Annotated in this window: 17 protein-coding genes and 1 riboswitch; of the genes, 11 read left to right on the top strand and 6 right to left on the bottom strand. The window is 67.5% G+C overall.

Features of this window, described 5'->3' with window-relative positions; translation table 11 throughout:
* Window position 1 precedes the first annotated feature (1 nt).
* Window positions 2-580 (bottom strand): TMEM165/GDT1 family protein, encoded by a 579-nt coding sequence (locus INQ42_RS11895; RefSeq protein WP_194034457.1) that lies wholly within the window; start codon window positions 578-580, stop codon window positions 2-4.
* 109 nt (window positions 581-689) lie between these two features.
* A riboswitch (yybP-ykoY riboswitch) is annotated at window positions 690-790 on the bottom strand.
* 114 nt (window positions 791-904) lie between these two features.
* Between INQ42_RS11895 and INQ42_RS11890 the strand changes: the two genes are divergently transcribed.
* The 6 genes from INQ42_RS11890 (at window position 905) to INQ42_RS11865 (ending at window position 6,784) form a co-directional block, all read left to right on the top strand.
* Window positions 905-1,876 (top strand): potassium channel beta subunit family protein, encoded by a 972-nt coding sequence (locus tag INQ42_RS11890; protein WP_194034456.1) that lies wholly within the window; start codon window positions 905-907, stop codon window positions 1,874-1,876.
* A 103-nt stretch (window positions 1,877-1,979) separates the two neighbouring features.
* Window positions 1,980-2,933, top strand: coding sequence for an SPFH domain-containing protein (locus INQ42_RS11885; protein WP_194034455.1), 954 nt, complete (start codon window positions 1,980-1,982; stop codon window positions 2,931-2,933).
* A 3-nt stretch (window positions 2,934-2,936) separates the two neighbouring features.
* Complete coding sequence (locus tag INQ42_RS11880; protein WP_194034454.1) at window positions 2,937-3,374, top strand: NfeD family protein; 438 nt, start codon at window positions 2,937-2,939, stop codon at window positions 3,372-3,374.
* A 100-nt stretch (window positions 3,375-3,474) separates the two neighbouring features.
* Window positions 3,475-4,611 (top strand): glycine cleavage system aminomethyltransferase GcvT, encoded by a 1,137-nt coding sequence (gene gcvT / locus INQ42_RS11875; RefSeq protein ID WP_194034453.1) that lies wholly within the window; start codon window positions 3,475-3,477, stop codon window positions 4,609-4,611.
* An 86-nt stretch (window positions 4,612-4,697) separates the two neighbouring features.
* Window positions 4,698-5,093: a glycine cleavage system protein GcvH gene (gene gcvH / locus INQ42_RS11870; RefSeq protein ID WP_194034452.1), complete on the top strand. Its 396-nt coding sequence runs from the start codon at window positions 4,698-4,700 to the stop codon at window positions 5,091-5,093.
* A gap of 707 nt (window positions 5,094-5,800) precedes the next feature.
* Complete coding sequence (locus INQ42_RS11865; RefSeq protein ID WP_194034451.1) at window positions 5,801-6,784, top strand: histone H1-like repetitive region-containing protein; 984 nt, start codon at window positions 5,801-5,803, stop codon at window positions 6,782-6,784.
* A gap of 135 nt (window positions 6,785-6,919) precedes the next feature.
* Here INQ42_RS11865 and INQ42_RS11860 read toward each other — a convergent pair whose 3' ends face one another.
* Window positions 6,920-8,350: a serine hydrolase domain-containing protein gene (locus INQ42_RS11860; protein WP_407070772.1), complete on the bottom strand. Its 1,431-nt coding sequence runs from the start codon at window positions 8,348-8,350 to the stop codon at window positions 6,920-6,922.
* A 67-nt stretch (window positions 8,351-8,417) separates the two neighbouring features.
* On the opposite strand from INQ42_RS11860, the gene INQ42_RS11855 reads away from it, so the two are divergent.
* The 4 genes from INQ42_RS11855 (at window position 8,418) to INQ42_RS11840 (ending at window position 13,058) form a co-directional block, all read left to right on the top strand.
* Window positions 8,418-9,014 (top strand): LemA family protein, encoded by a 597-nt coding sequence (locus INQ42_RS11855; protein WP_228064368.1) that lies wholly within the window; start codon window positions 8,418-8,420, stop codon window positions 9,012-9,014.
* Between the two features lie 33 nt (window positions 9,015-9,047).
* A complete protein-coding gene (locus INQ42_RS11850) occupies window positions 9,048-10,955 on the top strand; it encodes a M48 family metallopeptidase (protein WP_194034450.1) in 1,908 nt (635 codons plus the stop codon).
* Window positions 10,952-12,295 (top strand): NTP/NDP exchange transporter, encoded by a 1,344-nt coding sequence (locus INQ42_RS11845; protein ID WP_228064367.1) that lies wholly within the window; start codon window positions 10,952-10,954, stop codon window positions 12,293-12,295. The genes INQ42_RS11850 and INQ42_RS11845 overlap by 4 nt, the downstream gene beginning before the upstream one ends.
* 97 nt (window positions 12,296-12,392) lie before the next feature.
* Entirely contained in the window at window positions 12,393-13,058 is a 666-nt protein-coding gene (locus INQ42_RS11840) for a DUF481 domain-containing protein (RefSeq protein WP_194034449.1), read from the top strand.
* Between the two features lie 25 nt (window positions 13,059-13,083).
* Here INQ42_RS11840 and hemC read toward each other — a convergent pair whose 3' ends face one another.
* The 4 genes from hemC to INQ42_RS11820 all read right to left on the bottom strand — a co-directional run bounded on the left by hemC (window position 13,084) and on the right by INQ42_RS11820 (window position 17,337).
* Complete coding sequence (gene hemC, locus INQ42_RS11835; protein WP_194034448.1) at window positions 13,084-14,001, bottom strand: hydroxymethylbilane synthase; 918 nt, start codon at window positions 13,999-14,001, stop codon at window positions 13,084-13,086.
* Between the two features lie 17 nt (window positions 14,002-14,018).
* Complete coding sequence (locus INQ42_RS11830; RefSeq protein WP_194034447.1) at window positions 14,019-14,774, bottom strand: LytR/AlgR family response regulator transcription factor; 756 nt, start codon at window positions 14,772-14,774, stop codon at window positions 14,019-14,021.
* A 39-nt stretch (window positions 14,775-14,813) separates the two neighbouring features.
* Window positions 14,814-15,479: an alpha/beta hydrolase gene (locus INQ42_RS11825; protein WP_194035885.1), complete on the bottom strand. Its 666-nt coding sequence runs from the start codon at window positions 15,477-15,479 to the stop codon at window positions 14,814-14,816.
* Window positions 15,480-15,573: 94 nt separating this feature from the next.
* Complete coding sequence (locus INQ42_RS11820) at window positions 15,574-17,337, bottom strand: SLC13 family permease (protein ID WP_194034446.1); 1,764 nt, start codon at window positions 17,335-17,337, stop codon at window positions 15,574-15,576.
* 181 nt (window positions 17,338-17,518) lie between these two features.
* Between INQ42_RS11820 and INQ42_RS11815 the strand changes: the two genes are divergently transcribed.
* Window positions 17,519-18,496, top strand: coding sequence for a helix-turn-helix transcriptional regulator (locus tag INQ42_RS11815; RefSeq protein ID WP_193984839.1), 978 nt, complete (start codon window positions 17,519-17,521; stop codon window positions 18,494-18,496).
* The last annotated feature ends 51 nt before the right edge of the window (window positions 18,497-18,547 follow it).

Genomic DNA, 18,547 nt, shown 5'->3' with positions numbered 1-18,547 from the left:
TTCAGCCGAGGCCGCGCAGTGCCACCCACAACCCGATCAACAGGAACACCGCCGCGGCTGTCCTGCGCGCGGCGGTCAACGGCAAGCGGTTGGCAAAGCGGCTGCCGAGCAGCACCACCGGAACATTCGCCAGCAGCATGCCCAACGTGGTGCCGACCACCACTTCCCACAGCGGCACGTATCTGGCGGCGAGCAGCACCGTGGCGATCTGGGTCTTGTCACCGATCTCGGCGATGAAGAACGCCACCGTGCTGGCCATGAAGGCGCTGCGCGTGGCAATCGGGGTCTCCTCGTCCAGGGTGTCGGGCTTCAGGGTCCACAGCGCCACCAGGATGAAGCTGGCGGCGACCACCCAGCGCAGCACGTCCGGCTGCAGCCAGACGGCTACCGCGCTGCCGGCCCAGGCGGCTACGGCATGGTTGAGCACCGTCGCCACGGCGATGCCGGCGATGATCGGCCACGGCCGGCGGAATCGCGCGGCCAGCAGCAGGGCCAGCAGTTGGGTCTTGTCGCCGATTTCCGCCAAGGCAACGGTGGCGGTGGAAATCAGTGCGGTCGAAAACGGAAGCGCATCAATCATGGATTCTGCAAGGGGCCGGGCGGCGAGGCGAAAGCAGGCCGCGCGGCCCGGCCCCGATGGCCGGTGGCCAGCATGGGTTGTTCGCGCAAACCTGCCTTCGGTCTCGCTCAGCCTGCGCGACTGGGCGCGGGCCGCATGCACCATGGCCGGCGGGCCAAGTATGTTGATGCGTGCTTCTGCGCAGTGCGCAGACGAGCTACTCCCCGGAGGAACAGCGCGGACAGTCTAGCCGGCAAGCGGGAATGCAGCGAGCCCACCGCGGTTGGCGATGCCGGCGCTTACACTGCGGGCATGCGCCCCCGCGCCATCCAGCAAGGAGCCACCATGCAATACCGTCGCCTCGGTTCATCCGGCCTGCAGTTGTCAGCGCTGTCGTTCGGCGCCTGGGTGACCTTCGGCGGCCAGGTGGGACGAACGACCGCGCGCAAGCTGATCGCGGCGGCCTGGGACAACGGCATCAACTTCTTCGACAACGCCGAGGGCTACGGGCACGGCGTGGCCGAATCGCTGATGGGCGACGTCATCGCCGACCTGCGCCTGCCGCGCGACGGCTATTGCGTGTCGAGCAAGGTGTTCTTCGGCGCGAACGAAGATCCGCGGCCGACCCAGCGCGGGCTGTCGCGCAAGCACGTGACCGACGCCTGCCACGCCGCCCTGCGCCGGCTGCGGGTCGACTATCTGGACCTGTTTTACTGCCACCGCCCCGACCCCGATACACCGGTGGAGGAAACCGTGTGGGCGATGGACGCGCTGGTGCGCCAGGGCAAGGTGCTCTACTGGGGCACCTCGGAATGGTCGGTGGGGCAGATCCGCGAAGCGCACAAGGTGGCGCGGCAGAACCATCTGGTCGCGCCGACGATGGAGCAGCCGCAGTACAACCTGCTGCACCGCGAGCGCGTCGAACTCGAGTACGCGCCGCTGTATGCCGAATACGGAATGGGTGCGACGGTGTGGTCGCCGCTGGCATCGGGCCTGCTCACCGGCAAGTACAACGACGGCATCCCCGAGCAGAGCCGGCTGGCCGACCCGGCCATCAGCTGGTTGCGGGGCTTCGTCATCGGCGACCCCGAGCAGCGCCGGATCGAGCGCGCGCGCGAATTCACCAGCCTGGCCCGTGAGTTTGGAGTAGCCCCCGCGCCGCTGGCGATCGCCTGGTGCCTGCGCAACCCGCACGTGTCCAGCGTGATCCTGGGAGCAACCAGCGTGGATCAGTTGCTGCAGAACCTGCAGGCGCTCGAGGTGCTGGAGACGCTGGAGGAAGCCTGCTGGCACAAGATCCGCGTGGTAGCGAACTGACGCCGACGCGCCTGCCAACGACCCAATGCGGCGCGGACCGCGCGCCGCGCGATTGGCGCCGGCGCGTGTCTATACTCGCGTTCTCACTGAAGGGGATGCAGGGATGAATCTGGGATCGGGCTTGGCGGTGGTGCTGCTGGTGGTTTTCGTGGTGGTCGTGTTCAAGGCCGTGCGCATGGTTCCACAGGGCTACGAATGGACCGTGGAGGCCTTCGGTAAATACACCCACACGCTCTCGCCCGGCCTGCATTTCCTGATCCCGATCTACCAGAGCATCGGACGCAAGATCAACATGATGGAGCAGGTGCTCGACGTGCCCAGCCAGGATGTCATCACCAAGGACAACGCCGTGGTCAAGGTCGATGGCGTGGTCTATTTCCAGGTCCTGGACGCCGCCAAGGCCGCCTACGAGGTCGCCCAGCTGGAGATCGCCACGCTCAGCCTGGTGATGACCAACATCCGCACCTCGATCGGTTCGATGGACTTGGACGAATCGCTGTCGCGGCGCGACGAGATCAACGCCAAGGTGCTGGTGGCCGTGGACCAGGCGACTCACCCGTGGGGCCTGAAGGTCAACCGCATCGAGCTCAAGGACATCGCGCCTCCGCGCGACCTGGTTGATGCCATGGCGCGGCAGATGAAGGCCGAGCGCGAGAAGCGCGCCAACATCCTGGAGGCCGAGGGCTTCCGCCAGGCCGAGATCCTCAAGGCCGAGGGCCAGAAGCAGGGCGCGATCCTGCACGCCGAGGGCGAGAAGGAAGCCGCCTTCCGCGAAGCCGAAGCGCGCGAGCGGCTGGCCGAGGCCGAGGCGAAGGCAACCGAGATGGTGTCCAACGCGATCGCCAACGGCAACGTGCAGGCGATCAACTATTTCGTCGCCCAGAAGTACATCGAGGCGTTCAAGGCGCTGGCCGAGGCGCCCAACCAGAAGTTCGTGCTGATGCCGATGGAATCGGCCGGCGTGATCGGCTCGCTGGCCGGCATCGCCGAGCTGGCCAAGGACGCGCTGGGCGCGCAACCCGGCGCCGCGTCCGCAGCGCCCCGGATCGGACGCTGAGCCATGCACTGGGATTGGCAGGCGGTCACATGGGCGGTGGTCGCGCTGGTGCTGATCGCCGCGGAGACACTGATACCCGGCGCCTTCCTGCTCTGGCTCGGCGTCGCCGCCGCGGCGGTGTTCGTGCTGCTGCTGCTGTTCGACCTCTCGCTGCTCTCGCAGGCGGTGGCGTTCGTCGTGCTCAGCGTGATCTCCATCCAGATCTATCGCACCCGCTTCCGCGGTCGCGGCCGCCAGAGTGACCGGCCCAGCCTCAACCGCCGCGCCGATGCGCTGGTCGGCCATGTGGCCACCCTGCACACGGACATCGTGCAGGGGCGCGGCCGGGTCCAGATCGCCGATGCGTACTGGGACGTGACCGGGCCGGAGCTCCCCGCCGGCACGAGGGTGCGCGTGGTCGGCAGCGAAGGCATGACGCTGCGGGTGCAGATCGCGGAATAGGCGCCGCGTTTCGCGCGCGGCCACGGCCACCGTACGCCGGTGCCCCGTGGCAGCCGTGCTGTCTGGGATAATGGCCGGATCATTCCTGCCAGGATCGACCATGACCCCCACCAAGGCCCCGCAGCACACCGTCCTCAACGCCCATCACCGAGCGCTTGGCGCCAAGATGGTCGACTTCGGCGGCTGGGACATGCCGATCCACTACGGATCGCAGATCGACGAGCACCATCTGGTGCGCCAGTCCGCCGGGATGTTCGACGTCAGCCACATGACGGTCATCGACCTGCGCGGCCCGCGCACCCGCGAGCTGCTGCGGCTGCTGATGGCCAACTCGATCGACAAGCTGAAGAAGCCGGGTAAGGCGCTCTACACCTGCATGCTCAACGAGCGCGGTGGCGTGATCGACGACCTGATCATCTACTTCATCGCCGAGGACTTCTTCCGCCTGGTCTCCAACGCGTCCACCCGCGACAAGGACCTGGCCTGGATTGAACGCCACGCCAAGGCCTTCGATGTCAGCGTCGACGAGCGCGCCGACTTCGGCCTGATCGCGGTGCAGGGACCGCAGGCGCGCGACAGGGTCATCGAACTGCTGGATCCCGCCGAGCGCGAGCGCATCGGCAAGCTGCCCAAGTTCTCCTTCACCCAGACCCGCGGCAGCGATTGCACCGACATCTTCATCGCGCGGACCGGCTACACCGGCGAGGACGGCTTCGAGCTGGTCCTGCCCGAGTCGGCGACGGTGTCCACCTGGCAGGCGTTGCTGGATGCCGGCGTCAAACCGGCGGGCTTGGGCGCGCGCGACACCCTGCGCCTGGAGGCGGGGATGAATCTCTACGGGCAGGACATGGACGAGGACGTCACGCCTTATCAGGCCGCGCTCGGCTGGACGGTGAGCCTGGACGAAGGCCGTGATTTCATCGGCCGCGACGTCATCGAGCGCCAACACCGCGACGGTGCCGGATGGCAGATGATCGCCCTGGTGATGGACGATCGCGGCGTGCTCCGGCACGGCCAGAAAGTGCTCACCGATCTGGGCGACGGCGAGATCCTTTCGGGGACTTTTTCGCCGACCCTGGGCAAGGGCATCGCCTTCGCCCGGGTGCCGGCGGGCGAGATCGCGCAGGGCCGCGCGGGCAACGTGCGCGTCGACATCCGTGGCAAGGAAGTGCCTCTGCGCGTGGTGAAGTTCCCGTTCGTCCGCGATGGCCAGGCGCAGCCGGGCGTGCTCGACTGACGCCGACTCCAGGCCGCGCGCTCGCCGCCGGCCGGCTTGGTTACACTAGCGACCCTTCATCCACCAGCGGTAAGCGGAGCAATGCCATGAGTGAGATCCCCGGCGACCTGAAGTTCCTGAAATCACACGAGTGGGTGCGCGTCGAAGATGACGGCACGGTCACCATCGGTATTTCCGACCACGCCCAGGGCATGCTCGGCGACCTGGTCTATGTCGAACTGCCCGCGGTGGGCGATCGGGTCGAGGTCGGCAACGCCTGCGCCGTGGTCGAGTCGGTCAAGGCGGCATCGGACATCTACGCGCCGGTCACCGGCACCGTCGAGGCGATCAATGACGCCCTCGAGGACAAGCCGGAGACGATCAACGAGGACGCGTTCGGCGAAGGCTGGATGTTCACCATCAAGATCGAGGATCCCGACCAGCTCAACGACCTGCTCGATCCCGACGCGTACACGGCGATGGTGGAAGACGACGACGCCTGAGTTTCCCGACATGGCCTGATCGCACCCGCGCCGGAAACGGCGCGGGTGTTTTTTTGTCCGCCGCGCACTGCGTACGTCGTGCGCGAAGTGCTCCGGTGCTGCGCAAATGCTTTGGTGCAGCGCGAAACCGGCGATGGATTCGCGTCACTTTGCTGCAGCGCCAACTGGTCAATAATTCACCACCCAATAGAAGGTGGTTAAAGTTTCACCACTTCCTTCTACGCGTGCGGGAAATGGTGCCAGCCTTGTGCCGCGCGGGTTGCAGCGATCAACCCATCATCGTGTGCGGGTTTTTCTGGTGCGGGTCGGGATGCCGCGCCGTTGCTTCGATCACGCACCTCAGCGTCATCGGGATCGATGGACGCGCGCGGCGCGTCAACTTTGTTGACACCGGCAAATCGCGTGACTAGGTTGCGCGAAGTACAGACTTGCGCGGATAAGAGTGAGCAAAGCCACGACGACCAGTCGTATTGTTGAACCGACCACCGCCCATATCGATGGCGTGGCGGTCATGTCTCCGACGTCGCTGATCCACTCGGCGAGGTCCGAGCTCCGGAATACGTATCGCGCCGAACCCGGTCCTTCCCTCGTGGAGAGCCGGGTTTTTGTTTTTCAGGGTGCGGCGTGTTGGCGTCGGAAAGCCGTGCAGACGGCGTTGCCTGGAACCGGGTTGTATCCACGATAGACCACTGACGAGGAACCATCGCATGGCCATGAGAAAAGCTGCAACGAAATCGCCCACCCCGAGAAAGACGGCAAGCAAATCAGCCGCGAAACCGTCGGCCACCAACTCCGGCAGCAACGGCGCGGCCACCGATGGGATGGGTGCCAGCGCCGCGCAGGCGGACGGGATGACGGCCGCCGCCAAGCCCGCCGCACGCAAGACGCCATCCAAGAAGACCGCGATGGCAAAGGCGCCGGCCAAGAAGGCTGCCGCGAAGAAGACTGCCACCACGAAATCCGCTGCCAGCAAGTCGGCCTCCGCTGGCGCCACGGCAAAGAAGGCGACGGTGAAGAAAGCGGCGACCACCAAGACCGCCGCGAAAAAAGCGACGGCGAAAAAAGCCAGCGTGAAAAAGCCCGCAGTGAAAAAGGCCGCTGCCAAGAAGGCGACTGCGAAGAAGGCAACGGCAAAGAAGGTCACAGCCAAGAAGGCAGTGGCGAAAAAGACACCTGCGAAGAAGGCAACCGCCAAGGCCGCAACCGCAGCGAAGGCGACCAAGAGCGCCGCGACCAAAAAGGCAACGGCGAAGAAGACCTCGGCCAAGAAGGCTCCAGCCAAGAAAGCGGCAGCCGGGAAGACCGCGACGAAGAAGGCGGCAACCAGGACGAGCGCAACGAAGAAGGCCACGGCCGGCAAGAGCGCCTCGGCGAAGACCGGTGCGAAGAAAGCCGCAGCCAGCAAGACCGCAGCAAAGAAGGCTGCGCCAAAGAAGGCGGCCGCCAGGAAGGTGCCCGCGAAGAAGGCCGCCACCGCCAAGACGGCGAGCAAGAAGGCTCCGGCAAAGAAAGCTGCTGCGAAGAAGCCCGCCAGCTCCGCAAGCTCAAAGACCCCCGCGAAGCGCGCAGCAAAGTCGGCGGGCGAGTCGGGCGCAGGCAAGAAGCCGGCAGCAGCCCGGAAGTCCTCCAGCAAGAAAAAGTCGGTCATGCCGCCGACCGCGACCCCCGAGACGCCCAAGGCCCTGCTCTAGGGAGCTACGCCGGGCCAAACAGGCTGTGACAGAAAAGCCCTCTACCGATCGGTGCGGTAGAGGGCTTTTTCAATGCGGGCCGTGTCAGGTGAAAGAGAGCGCGGCAGATCATCAGCCGACGAAGACGCCGGGTGCTTACTGCGGAGCGGCGGTCGAGCGCGTTGCGGTCGAACCCGGAGCGTCGCTGTTCTGCTGCGGCCATGAGGCATAGCGGATGCTGGGATCGATCTTCGGATCAAGCCATGCGGTCATCGAAGACGGGATATCCAGCGCCCGATCCAGCATGGTCGGCAGCAGGCCGGTTGGCAGCGTGCTTTCGCCATTCCACAACATCACAATGCCCAGATCCGTATCGGGCACCAGGGCGATCATGCCGCGGTAACCCTGCACCGCGCCGGCGTGGTAAACCACGCGGTGGCCGGCATATTCGTACACCCGCCACCCAAGTGCGTAGCCGGCGGAATCCAGGCGCGCGCGCCTCCATGCCGACGAACGCGTCTGGTCAGGCGTATCCACCAGCGGCTCGTGCAGGGTGGCAAGCAGTGGCGCCGGCAGGACGTCAGGGCGATGACCGGTGTGGGCGAGCAGCCATTGCGCCATGTCGCTGGCGCTGGCATTGACTCCGGCCGCTGGCGCCACTTCGTAATAGGTGGACTTGGGCATCACCGACACCCAGCCGCCCTTGCCCCGAACGTGCGGCTTGGCCCAGCGCGCGCTCGATTCGATCCCTTCCAGGCCCAGGCTGGCGTCGTTCATGCCCAGCGGCTTGAGCAGGCGACGGCTGACTTCCTGGCTGTAGAAGTCGCCGGTGGTCGCGAACACGATGTCGCCGATCAGGCTGAAGGCAACGTTCTGGTAGGCGTAGCAGGTGCCGGGCGCGCACTTCATGGGCGCTGCCGCCAGCCTGCGGCTGAGGTCGCGATAGGGCACGTAGCCCTCAAGGTCGCGGTCGTAGGCGTTGTTGGTCAGGCCGACGCGGTGGCTGAGGATGTCGGCAACGGTGATCTGCTGGGCGGCACCGGGCTGGCTCATGCGGAAGTCGGGCACGTAGTCGGTCAGGTGGCTGTCCCAGCGCAGGGTGCCGTTGTTGACCAGCAGTCCGGCCATGGTCCCGGCGAAACTCTTGGACAGCGACGCCAGACGGAACACGGTGTGTGCGTCGACCGGCTGCGCGTCGCTGACATCGGTGATGCCATACCCGCGGGCGCTGAGCACCTGGCCGTTGTGCACGATGGCCATCGCCATGCCCGGCACGCGCTGGTCGGCAACCATCTGCTGGGCAATGGCTTCAAAGGTGGCGACGTCGAATCCGGCCGGCAGTGCAGGGCCTTGCGGCTTGAGCGCAAGCGGCGCAGGCGACGCCTGCACCGGGCGCTGGTCCGGCACGACCTGGGTCGCGATAAAGGCGTCCATCGGCGAGCTGTGGACGGGCAGCGGCGCGCTGGCTTGCGGATCGCCGCCCAACAGCGAGGTCTGCGCCGTAGACGCCAACGCCACCGTAAGCAGGAAGGTCAGTGCGGCTACGCGCCTGGCGAGCCTTGTCCGCCGGTTCGATTCGTCTTTCATCGGTCGCATCGCCTGCGTATGCTGGGTTCACCCGATCATAACGCCGTTTTCCAGAGGTTTGCGAGCAATGATGTTCAGCTTCCTGATTCTATTGGGGTTAGTCCTCCTGTTCATCTTCTGGGTAGTGGCGATCTACAACGGCCTGATCGCGGCCCGCAACGCGTACAAGAACGCGTTCGCACAGATCGATGTGCAGCTGCAGCGGCGTTTCGAGCTGATCCCCAACCTGGTCGAGATCGCCAAGCGCTACATGGCGCACGAGCGCGAGACCCTGGAAGCGGTGATGACCGCGCGCTCGGCGGCGATGTCGGGTGCGGCCGCGGCCAAGAGCGTGCCAGGTGATCCTGCGGCGATGGCCCGGCTTGGCAGCAGCGAAGGAGTACTCGGCGGCGCGCTGGGACGTCTCATGATGGTGGCCGAGGCCTACCCCGAACTGCAGGCCAACCAGACCATGCGCGAGTTGACCGAAGAGCTGCGAAGCACGGAGAACCGGGTAGCGTTCTCCCGTCAGGCATACAACGACGGGGTAACCGTTTACAACAACCGCCGCGAAGTGTTCCCGGCGAGCCTGATCGCCGGGAACTGCGGCTTCAGACCGGCCGGCCTGCTCGCCATTCCGAGCGCAGAGGCCGAGATGCGGCAGAGCCCGAAAGTCGCGTTCTGACCGGCGTCAAGCCGTCGACGATGGGTTGATCGGATGAACTTCTTCGAACACCAGGCGGCTGCCCGGCGCAGTTCCGCGCGCCTGTTGGCATTGTTTTCGCTTGCCGTCGTGTCGGTGGTGCTGGCGGTAGACCTCGTCGCGTGGTCGGTGGCCGGCAGCAACGTGGCGGTTCTGGCCTGGTGCACGGTGCTGACCCTGCTGGTGATCGGGATGGGTTCGCTGTACCGCCTTGCGAGCCTGGGTCGGGGTGGCGAGTCGATCGCGATGGAGATGGGTGGCGAGCCCGCGCCGGAAGACAGCACCGATCCGGACCTGCGGCGCTTCCGCAATGTGGTCGAGGAAATGGCGATCGCCTCCGGTGTGCCGATGCCGCGGCTGTATGTGCTGGAGCACGATGCCGGGATCAACGCCTTCGCCGCCGGTTACTCGCCGTCCGATGCGGTGGTCGCGGTGACGCGTGGCGCCTTGGAGCGGCTGAACCGCGACGAGCTGCAGGCGGTGGTGGCGCATGAGTTCAGCCACATCCTCAATGGCGACATGCGCCTCAACCTGCGTCTGGTGGGAGTGCTGTTCGGGATCTCGATGATCGCGCTGATCGGGCACAAGGTGCTGCATTTCGGCTTGTACGGTTCGCGCGACGGCGGGCGCGGTCCCACCGCAGCGATCTTCATGATGGCCGGCGCAGTGGTGGCCCTCGTGGTCGGTTGGATCGGCCTGTTCTTCGCGCGCATGATCCGTGCCGGCATCAGCCGCAGCCGCGAGCGGCTGGCCGATGCAAGCGCTGTCCAGTTCACGCGCCAGACGACGGGCCTGGCGGGGGCTTTGAAAAAGATCGCCGGGTTGCCCGACGGCTCGCATCTGTTCGCCGTCGCGGACGCGGAGGAAATCAGCCATATGCTGTTTGGCGAGGGCCTGCGTTTCGGCAGCCTGTTTGGTCCGATGTTGGCCACGCACCCGCCTGTGCTGGAACGGATCAAGGCATTGGATCCTTCATTTACCAACGCCCGACTGGACACCCTGGCCCGGCGCTGGATGGACCATCCGCCGCATGGGCTGGAAGAGGATGTGCAACTGGGATTGCATGACAGCAGCCCGCTGCCGGCCAGCGGCGCCGACTATCGCGTCGACGAACAGCGGGTGTCGGGCCACGTAGGCCAGCCCGACGCGACCGACTACCGCCATGCGGGCGGCATCGTGGCCGCGATTCCCGAAGAGCTGCGGGTGTTCGCCGCCGACCGCGAAAAGGTCATGCCGTTGATCCTCGGCCTGTTGCTGGACGACCAGAGGCCGATTGCCGACAAACAGCTTTTCGGGGTCGGCGCGCGGCTGGGTCGTGCGGTCGCCGCCGACCTGGCGACGATGGCAGAGCCACTGCGGGGCCTGCACCCGGCGTTGCGGATGCCGCTGGCCGCGCTGGCGTTCCCGGTGCTGCGCCGGCGGCCCCGGCCGGAGCTGGAGCTGTTCCTGGATGCTGCCAATGCGATGGTGCTCGCCGATGGCAGCGTGTCACTGTTTGAATATTGCCTGGGTCGTCTGCTGACAGTGCAGCTGCGCGAGTCGCTGGATCCGTCGCGTTACGCCCGGACCGGCCGACGCAGTCCGCCGAAGGTCAAGCAGGAAATCGCCATCATGCTCGCGGTGGTGGCCTCGTCCGGTCATCCCGATGCCGCGGTGGCGCGGCGGGCCTACATCGCCGGCATGCAGCGGATACTGCCGCAGGCGACCCTGCCGTACGTGGTTCCATCGCAGGGGGTGCTGGCGCTGGAGGATGTGTGGGTTCCGCTGGATTCCCTGGACCCGCTGGCCAAGCGCCTGCTGGTTGAGGCGATCACACTGGCGATCGGTCACGACGGCCGCGTGACGGTAGCCGAATCGGAGCTGCTGCGCACCGTCTGCGGCGTGCTGCACTGCCCGTTGCCGCCGATGCTGGCCCAGGCGTGAGCGATTCCAGCGGTCTGGGCCGGGTCCGGCGACTGCGCGCGGCGCTGGCCGAGTCGCCGCCGCTGTGGTGGTCGCTGCTGTATTTCTTCAGCCTGCTGTGTGGTTACTACGTGGTGCGGCCGGTACGCGATGCGATGGGCGCCTCCGGCGATCCCAGCACGGTGTTTCCGCAGTGGCTGCTGGACTTGGCCGACGGCGCGGGCTTCGCCCTGGGCGAGTACACCCTGCAACTGCTGTTCACCGGCACGTTTGTCACGATGGTGGTGCTGCAGCCGGTGTACGGCGCGCTGGTCGCGCGCTTTCCGCGGCGCGTGTTCCTGCCGGTCGTGTATCTGTTTTTCATCGCCTGTCTGCTGTTTTTCTTCGGCCTTTTCCATACCGGCGTCGCCGGCCGAGGCGGGGCGTTCTTCATCTGGACGGCGGTGTTCAACCTGTTCGCGGTGACCGTGTTCTGGAGCTTCATGGCCGACGTGTTCGACAACCAGCAGGCCAAGCTGGTGTACGGCTACATCGGCGCGGGCGGCACGATCGGTGCGCTGGTCGGGCCCGGCATCACCCGCCTGCTGGTCGAGGTGATCGGCGTGGCCAACCTGCTGCTGGTGTCGGCCGGATTCCTCGCCATCTGCCTGCTGTGCATCCTCAAGCTGCGCCCGTGGGCGCGGCGACGCGAGGAGCAGCACGGCGAGACCGGCGGCGAGCAGGCGATGGGTGGCTCGATGCTGGCCGGGCTGAAACTGGTCTGGCAGCGGCCCCTGCTGCGCGCGCTGGCGATCACCATGTTTTTCGGGGTCGGTGTGGGCACCTTGCTCTACAACGAGCAGGCGGCGATCGTGAAACAGTTCTATCCCGGTGCGGAGGCGGGCACCTGGTATTACGCGACGGTCGACTGGGCTGTCAACGGCGTGACCCTGCTGGTGCAGATATTCGTCACCCGCTCGCTGCTTCAGCGTTTCGGGGTGGCGCCGGCGCTGCTGGGCCCGGCCATTGCGATCCTGCTGGGCTACTGCCTGCTGGCAGCCTCGCCGCTGCCGCTGATGGTGGCGATCGTGCAGGTGGTGACCCGCTCCGGTGAGTTCTCCCTGGCCAAGCCGGCGCGCGAGACGCTGTACACGCGTGTAGACCGCGAGTCGCGCTACAAAGCCAAGGCGGTGATCGACACGGTGGTCTACCGCGGCGGTGACCTGACCTTCGTGTGGTTGCACAAGGCGCTCGCGGTGCTGGGTTCGAGCATGGTGTTTGCGGCCGGCATCTTCGTCGCGCTGGGCATGACGCTGGGCGCATGGGGGATCGTTCGCGCGCAGCGCGACCTGCCCGACGAGCGAGCGCACGAAAAGCGCTGACGTCGGCATCGATCGTCGGTGCGCCGTTTAAGCGCGGTATCCAACCTGGCGCGGGCTTCGGGGCATACTCACGGGCCCGTGTTAAGCATGTTCAACAATGAGCGTCGTACTGGGAATGGCCCTGGCGGTCATTCCGTTCACCACCTTGCCTGCTGCCTCCGCGGTGTCCGGTGATCCCACGCTGGTCCAGCTGGGAAGCGATCCGGCGCAACTGCGGCAGTTCTGCTACTCCACCCGCTGCGGCGACGAGGAGTGGCGGCGCGGCTCGGCATTGGCACCAAGCCTGACCTTCCACGACAAGCGCAAGGCACGGCCGGCACTGCCGGGCAGCCAGCGCTGGATCAGTCTGTGGGCACCGGCGCGCCCACGCGATCGCACAGCCAGCTACTCCAACAACTGGCGCGTCGGCACGCGCTACCACGTCGATGCGCTGCGTGACGGTCCGACCCGCCTCGGCCTGCAGGTGGGCGCCGGTTACCGCCTGGCGCCGCTGAACGATGACGGGATCGACCATCGTGGCGCGGTGCTGCGCGGGGCGGTGGATTTTGGCCATCGCATCAACGACCGCGCCAACTGGTCGCAGCGCATCCAGTTCGAGGCCGGCCAGGACGGCAGCACCTTCGTCAAACAGTCCTTCGGGCTGGACGTGTCGCTGTGGCCGGAGTGGACGCTGGAAAGCGATTTCCAGATTCGCCACCGGGAAACCGGGCAGAGCGGATCGGAGTCCGCGGAGTCGACGCTCAAGCTGCGTCGGAGGTTCTGATTGCTTCGGTCAGGCCGTGCGCGTGTCAGCCGCGCGGCGGCAGGAACTCGCCGGCACCCTGCCTGAGCAGCCCTTCCGCCACGTCGCGACCCAGCGCTGCGGGGTCATCGGCGCGGCCGGTGCTGAATGCGCGCACCGAGCGGCCGTCCTCGGCGCAACCGACCATCCCGTGCAGCGACAACGCATCACCGTCCAGCGCGGCGTAGCCGGCGACCGGCACATGGCAACTGCCGTGCAAGGCGCGGTTCATCGCGCGCTCGGCCTCCACGCAGGTGCGGGTGTGGGCGTGATCCAGCGCCGCGCAGATGGAGGCGATGGCCGGATCGTCGTCCCGGCACTCGATCGCGATCGCGCCCTGGGCGGGTGCCGGCAGCCAGTCGGGCACCAGCAGCCGGGAGCGGATCCGATCGCCCAGGCCGAGCCGGTGCAGGCCGGCGCACGCAAGCACGATGGCGTCGTAGTCGCCGGCATCCAGCTTGGCCAGGCGGGTGTTGACGTTGCCGCGCAGGTCGCGCAACTGCAGGTCCGGGCGCAGCGCGCGCAGCTGGGCCTGCCGGCGCAGCGATGAGGTGCCGACCACCGCGCCCTGGGGCAGGCTGCCGATATCCTCGAAGCGGTTGCTGATGAAGGCATCGGCGTAGTCGGCACGCTCCAGGATGGCCGGCAGGGCGAAGCCGGGCTCCAGGTCCATCGGCACGTCCTTGAGCGAGTGCACCGCGCAGTCGGCCTCGCCGCGCAGCATCGCGACCTCGAGCTCCTTCAGGAACAGACCCTTGCCACCGATCGCCGCCAGCGGCCGGTCCAGCACCTCGTCGCCCCGGGTGCTCATAGGCACCAGCTCGACCTGCAGGCCGGGATGGGCGGCGCGCAGGGCGGTGGCGACATGTTCGCTCTGCCACAGGGCGAGCGGGCTTTTACGGGTGGCGATGCGCAGGGTCGTCATGCGCCCATTATCGCCGGTTACAGCTGCAGGAGGGTTTCACGAACGGCCGCGACGCAGCGGCGACTGACCTCCAACGGTTGCTCCACCGCGCGCAGGATCACCGTGACCTGGCCCTCCGGGCTGCGTCGCAGCTCGACGATGCGGTCGCGCGCCACCAGGCAGTTGCGATGGATGCGCACGAAGCGCTCGCTGAATTCCTCCTCCAGCGAACGCAGCGATTCCTCGATCAGGTCCTCGCCGCCGGCGTGGTGGACCACGACGTACTTCTCGTCGGCAAACAGGTAGCGCACCTCGTCCAGTGGAATCAGCCGCAGGCCACCGCGCAGCCGCGCGCACAGGTGGCTGCGCGGGGCGCTATCAACGGCGGACGGCGGCGTGGCTCCGTCAAGCGCGGTTGCGCTGCGCGCCGCGCCGGCGCGGAAGGTACGCACGCGGTCCAGCGCCGCGGTCAGCCGCTCCGCACGCACCGGCTTGACCAGGTAGTCGATGGCTTCGGCCTCGAAGGCGGACAGCGCGTGGGCGTCGTAGGCGGTGCAGAACACCACCGCCGGGCGCGCTTCCAGGGTGGCCATGTGGCGCGCGGCTTCCAGCCCGTCCATGCCAGGCATGGCGATGTCCAGCAGGACCAGGTCCGGTGCATGCTCCGCGCATGCCTGCAGGGCCTGGTGCCCGTCGCCGGCCTCGGCGACCAGCTCGATCCCCGGCATGTCGTTGAGCAGGCTGCGCAGGCGCGTGCGGGCCAGCGGCTCATCGTCGGCTATGACCACCTTCATCGCTTCTCCCCCATTGCGGCCGTGCAGCCGCTTCCCCGTTCAAGCCGCGACGAAACGCGCCGCCATCCACTCACCCAGCGCCTGGATCTGTTCGGCGCACACCTGGTGCGCCATCGGGTAGGCATGCCACTCGACGTTGAAGCCCAGTTTGCGCATCGCCTCCGCGCTGCGCTCACCGGCCTGGAACGGCACCACCGGATCGTGCGTGCCGTGGGCCATGAACAGCGGCTGCGCGCCCGCGCCCGCCTGCAGCAGTTCCTCTGCGCGGTTGGCCATGGGCAGGTAGGTCGACAGCGCGACCAGCCCGGCCAGTGGTTCGCGCCGGCGCAGCCCGGTGGCCAGCACGATTGCGCCGCCCTGGGAAAACCCCGCCAGGAGGATCCGACCAGCCGGCACCCCACGCTGCACTTCGCGTGCAATCAGCGCCTCGACCTGGGCGACGGATTCCTCCACCCCGACCTCGTCGGCACGGTTGGCCAGGTCGAAATCGCGGATGTCGTACCAGGCCCGCATCCGCGCGCCGTTGTTGACCGTCACCGCGCGCACCGGCGCATGCGGGAACACGAAGCGCAGTGCGGGCCAGTCGCGACCCACCAGTTCCGGGACGATCGGGGCGAAGTCGTTGCCGTCGGCACCCAGGCCATGCAGCCAGATCACCGACCATTCCGGCGCCGGGCCGGTCTCGTGCTCGACGGTCTCGAGCATTGCAGCGTTGGTTTCCATGGCGCCATTGTCCCCGCTTGCGCCGCCGCGGGCCAGTTGGGCGGTTGCCGGTCCCGCCGTGGCGGGCGGCGCGGGATCAGAACGGGAAGTAGACCGGAATGAGCAGTACCGCGGTGACCCAGAAGATCACCGTCAGTGGCAGCCCGATGCGCATGAAATCGGAGAACTTGTAGCCACCGGCCGCGTGGACCATGGCGTTGGTCTGGTAGCCCACCGGGGTGGCGAAGGCGGTGGAGGCGGCGAAGGCCACCGCGACCAGGAAGGGCTTGGCATCCACGCCCAGTGACTCGGCCGTGGCGATCGCGATCGGCACGATCAACACCGCGGCGGCGTTGTTGCTCATCATCTCTGTCAGCACCGAGGTCATGAGGTAGATCACCGCCAGCGAGACCACCGGGCCCATATGTCCGACCAGGCCAATGGCGTTATGGGCCAGCCAGTCCGCGCCGCCCGAACGCTCCAGGGCGATGCCCAGCGGGAGGACGCCGGCCAGCAGCATCACCACCCGCCAGTCGACCGCCGCGTAGGCCTCGTCGGGCTCCAGGCAGCGCAGGACGATCAGCGCCACGCAGCCCAGGATCGCCGAGGCCACGATCGGCAGCAGGCCCAGACCCGCCGCGCCGATCACCGCGAACATGACCAGGAACGAGGTCCACGCGCGCTGCTTGTCCACCCGCGGCTGCACGCGTTCCGCCAAAACGACAAAATTGGCGTCGTCGCGCAGCGTCGACAGCGCGGCCTCGGTGCTGTCCACCAGCAGGATGTCGCCGACGGCCAGTGGCGCATGGTCGATGTGCTGCCAGAACGGTGCGCGCTGTTGCCTCTGCATGCCCCTCACGCGGGCCCGGTAGACATGGCCGAAGCGCAGGCTGGCCAGGGTGTGGCCGACCAGGTGCGAGCCGGGCGCGATCATCACCTTGGCGTGCAGGCGCGCTGCTTCGACGTCGCCCTCCAGATCGCGCGCGACGTGGTCGAACTCCAGCTTGAGCTGCTTGCGCAGGCGTTGGATCAGGCTCCATTCCCCGCGCAGCAGCAGCCGATCGCCGGCCTCGACGCTGGTGTTGCGGCGCGGCCGGATCGCACCGTCGCGGACCAGCTTGAGGGTCATCCTGGACGCCATGTCCTCCGGCAGTGCCTTCATCGCTTCGGTGCCGATGACCGGCGAGCCTTCCGGAACCAACAGTTCGACCAGGAAGATGCCGTCCAGGCCGCCGTCATCGACTTCCGGCACGCCCAGGTCCGGCAGCAGGAAGCGACCGAACAGCATGAGGTAGGTGATGCCGATGCCGACGAAGATGATTCCCAGCGGCGCGAACTCGAACAGGCCGAAACCTTCACGGCCCGATTGCACCGCCAGCGAGTTCACCAGCAGGTTGGTCGAGGTGCCCACCAGCGTGCACACGCCGCCGAACTGCGCAGCGTAGGACAGGGGGATCAACAACTTGGAGGGGGCGCGGCGCTGGGAGATGGCGGCCGCGATCACCAGCGGCAGGAACACCGCGACCGCCGCGGTGTTGTTGACGAAGGCGGAGATGAAGGCGATCACCACCATCATCACCAGCGCGAACAGCCAGCTCCAGCGGATCCGCGCCAGCGCCTCGCCCAGGCCCTCCAATGCGCCGCTGCGTTGCAGGCCGGCGCTGAGCACGAACATCGCCGCCACGGTGATCGTCGCCTCGCTGCTGAAACCCGACAACGCCTCCGTCGGCGACACAAGCCCCAGCACCAGCAACGAGGCGAGCACCAGCAGGGCGACCACGTCGGTGGCCAGCTTCTCGCTGACAAACAGGTAAACCGCGCCGGCCAGGACGGCCAGCGTCAGCCAGAGGTCGATCTGCATCAGCGGCTGGCTCGCGCGGGGCGGGGCTCGGGCATGGTTCGCATGGCGGGAGCCGGCGCTGTCATGGGGCGGGGACTGTCATGCATGGGGCGCATTGTGCCCGCTGGCGGGGAACGTGGGCGAGTTGCGCCGGAGTGCGTTGGTGGCGTAGGACGTCGTGGAACCGTCTAAAGTGCGCACCATGGAACGTATCGAACGCATCCACGCCCTCCACCGCATCCTGACCGGCGCGCGCTATCCGGTCACGGTGCCACGCCTGCAGGAAGAGCTCGAGTGCTCGCGGGCCACGGTCTACCGCGACCTGGCCTATCTGCGTGACCAGCTGATGGCCCCGGTGATCGGCAACGGCGAGGCCGGCTTCCGCTACGACCCCGAGGACAGCCACCGCTTCGAGCTGCCGGGCCTGTGGCTGAGCTCGGACGAGCTGCACTCCTTGCTGGCGGCACAGCAGCTGATGCTGCGCAGCGGCGGAGGCGTGCTGGCCAATGCGCTGGCGCCGCTGCAGCAGCGCATCGAGAAACTGCTCGACGACCACGCCGGCGGGCGCCGGGTGCCGGTGGAGCGGGTCAGGGTGGTCGCCCATCGCACCCGCCGACTGGAAGAAACCGCGTTCCGCCACGTCGCCACCGCGGTGCTGGACCGGCGCCAGCTGGTGTTCGACTACCGCGCGCGCTCGACGGACCAGCTGACCCGGCGCACGGTATCGCCGCAGCGGCTGACCCATTACCGCGACAACTGGTACCTGGACGCCTTCGACCACGACCGCGACGCGCTGCGCAGCTTCGCCGTGGACCGGATCAGCGCCGCCCGCCAGCTGGAGGAGGTCGCCCGCGACGTGCCCAACGAGGAGCTCGACCGCCAGCTGGCCTCCAGCTACGGCATCTTCTCGGGCACGCCCAAGGGCTGGGCGACGATCGTGTTCAGTGCCAAGGCGGCGCGCTGGGTGGCCGATGAGCACTGGCACTCGCAGCAGGAAGGCCGCTTCCTGCCGGACGGGCGCTACGAGCTGAAAATCCCCTTCAGCTCCGGCCGCGAGTTGCTGATGGACGTTTTGCACTACGGCAGCGATGCGGAGATCACCGCGCCGCCGTCCCTGCGCGAGCAGGCGCGGGCCCTGCTGAGCCTGGCGATCAGCAACTACGACCGCGATCCGGTCTGAGCCGCCGGCTCGCGCGCTGACGCCGGCCTGGCCCGTCCGCTGCGCGGTCGC

Origin of the sequence: Lysobacter avium, assembly GCF_015209745.1 — a bacterium.
GTDB classification, from domain to species: Bacteria; Pseudomonadota; Gammaproteobacteria; order Xanthomonadales; family Xanthomonadaceae; genus Novilysobacter; species Novilysobacter avium.
Note: the sequence above shows the minus strand (reverse complement) of the source record. Positions and strands in the feature narration are given on the sequence as shown.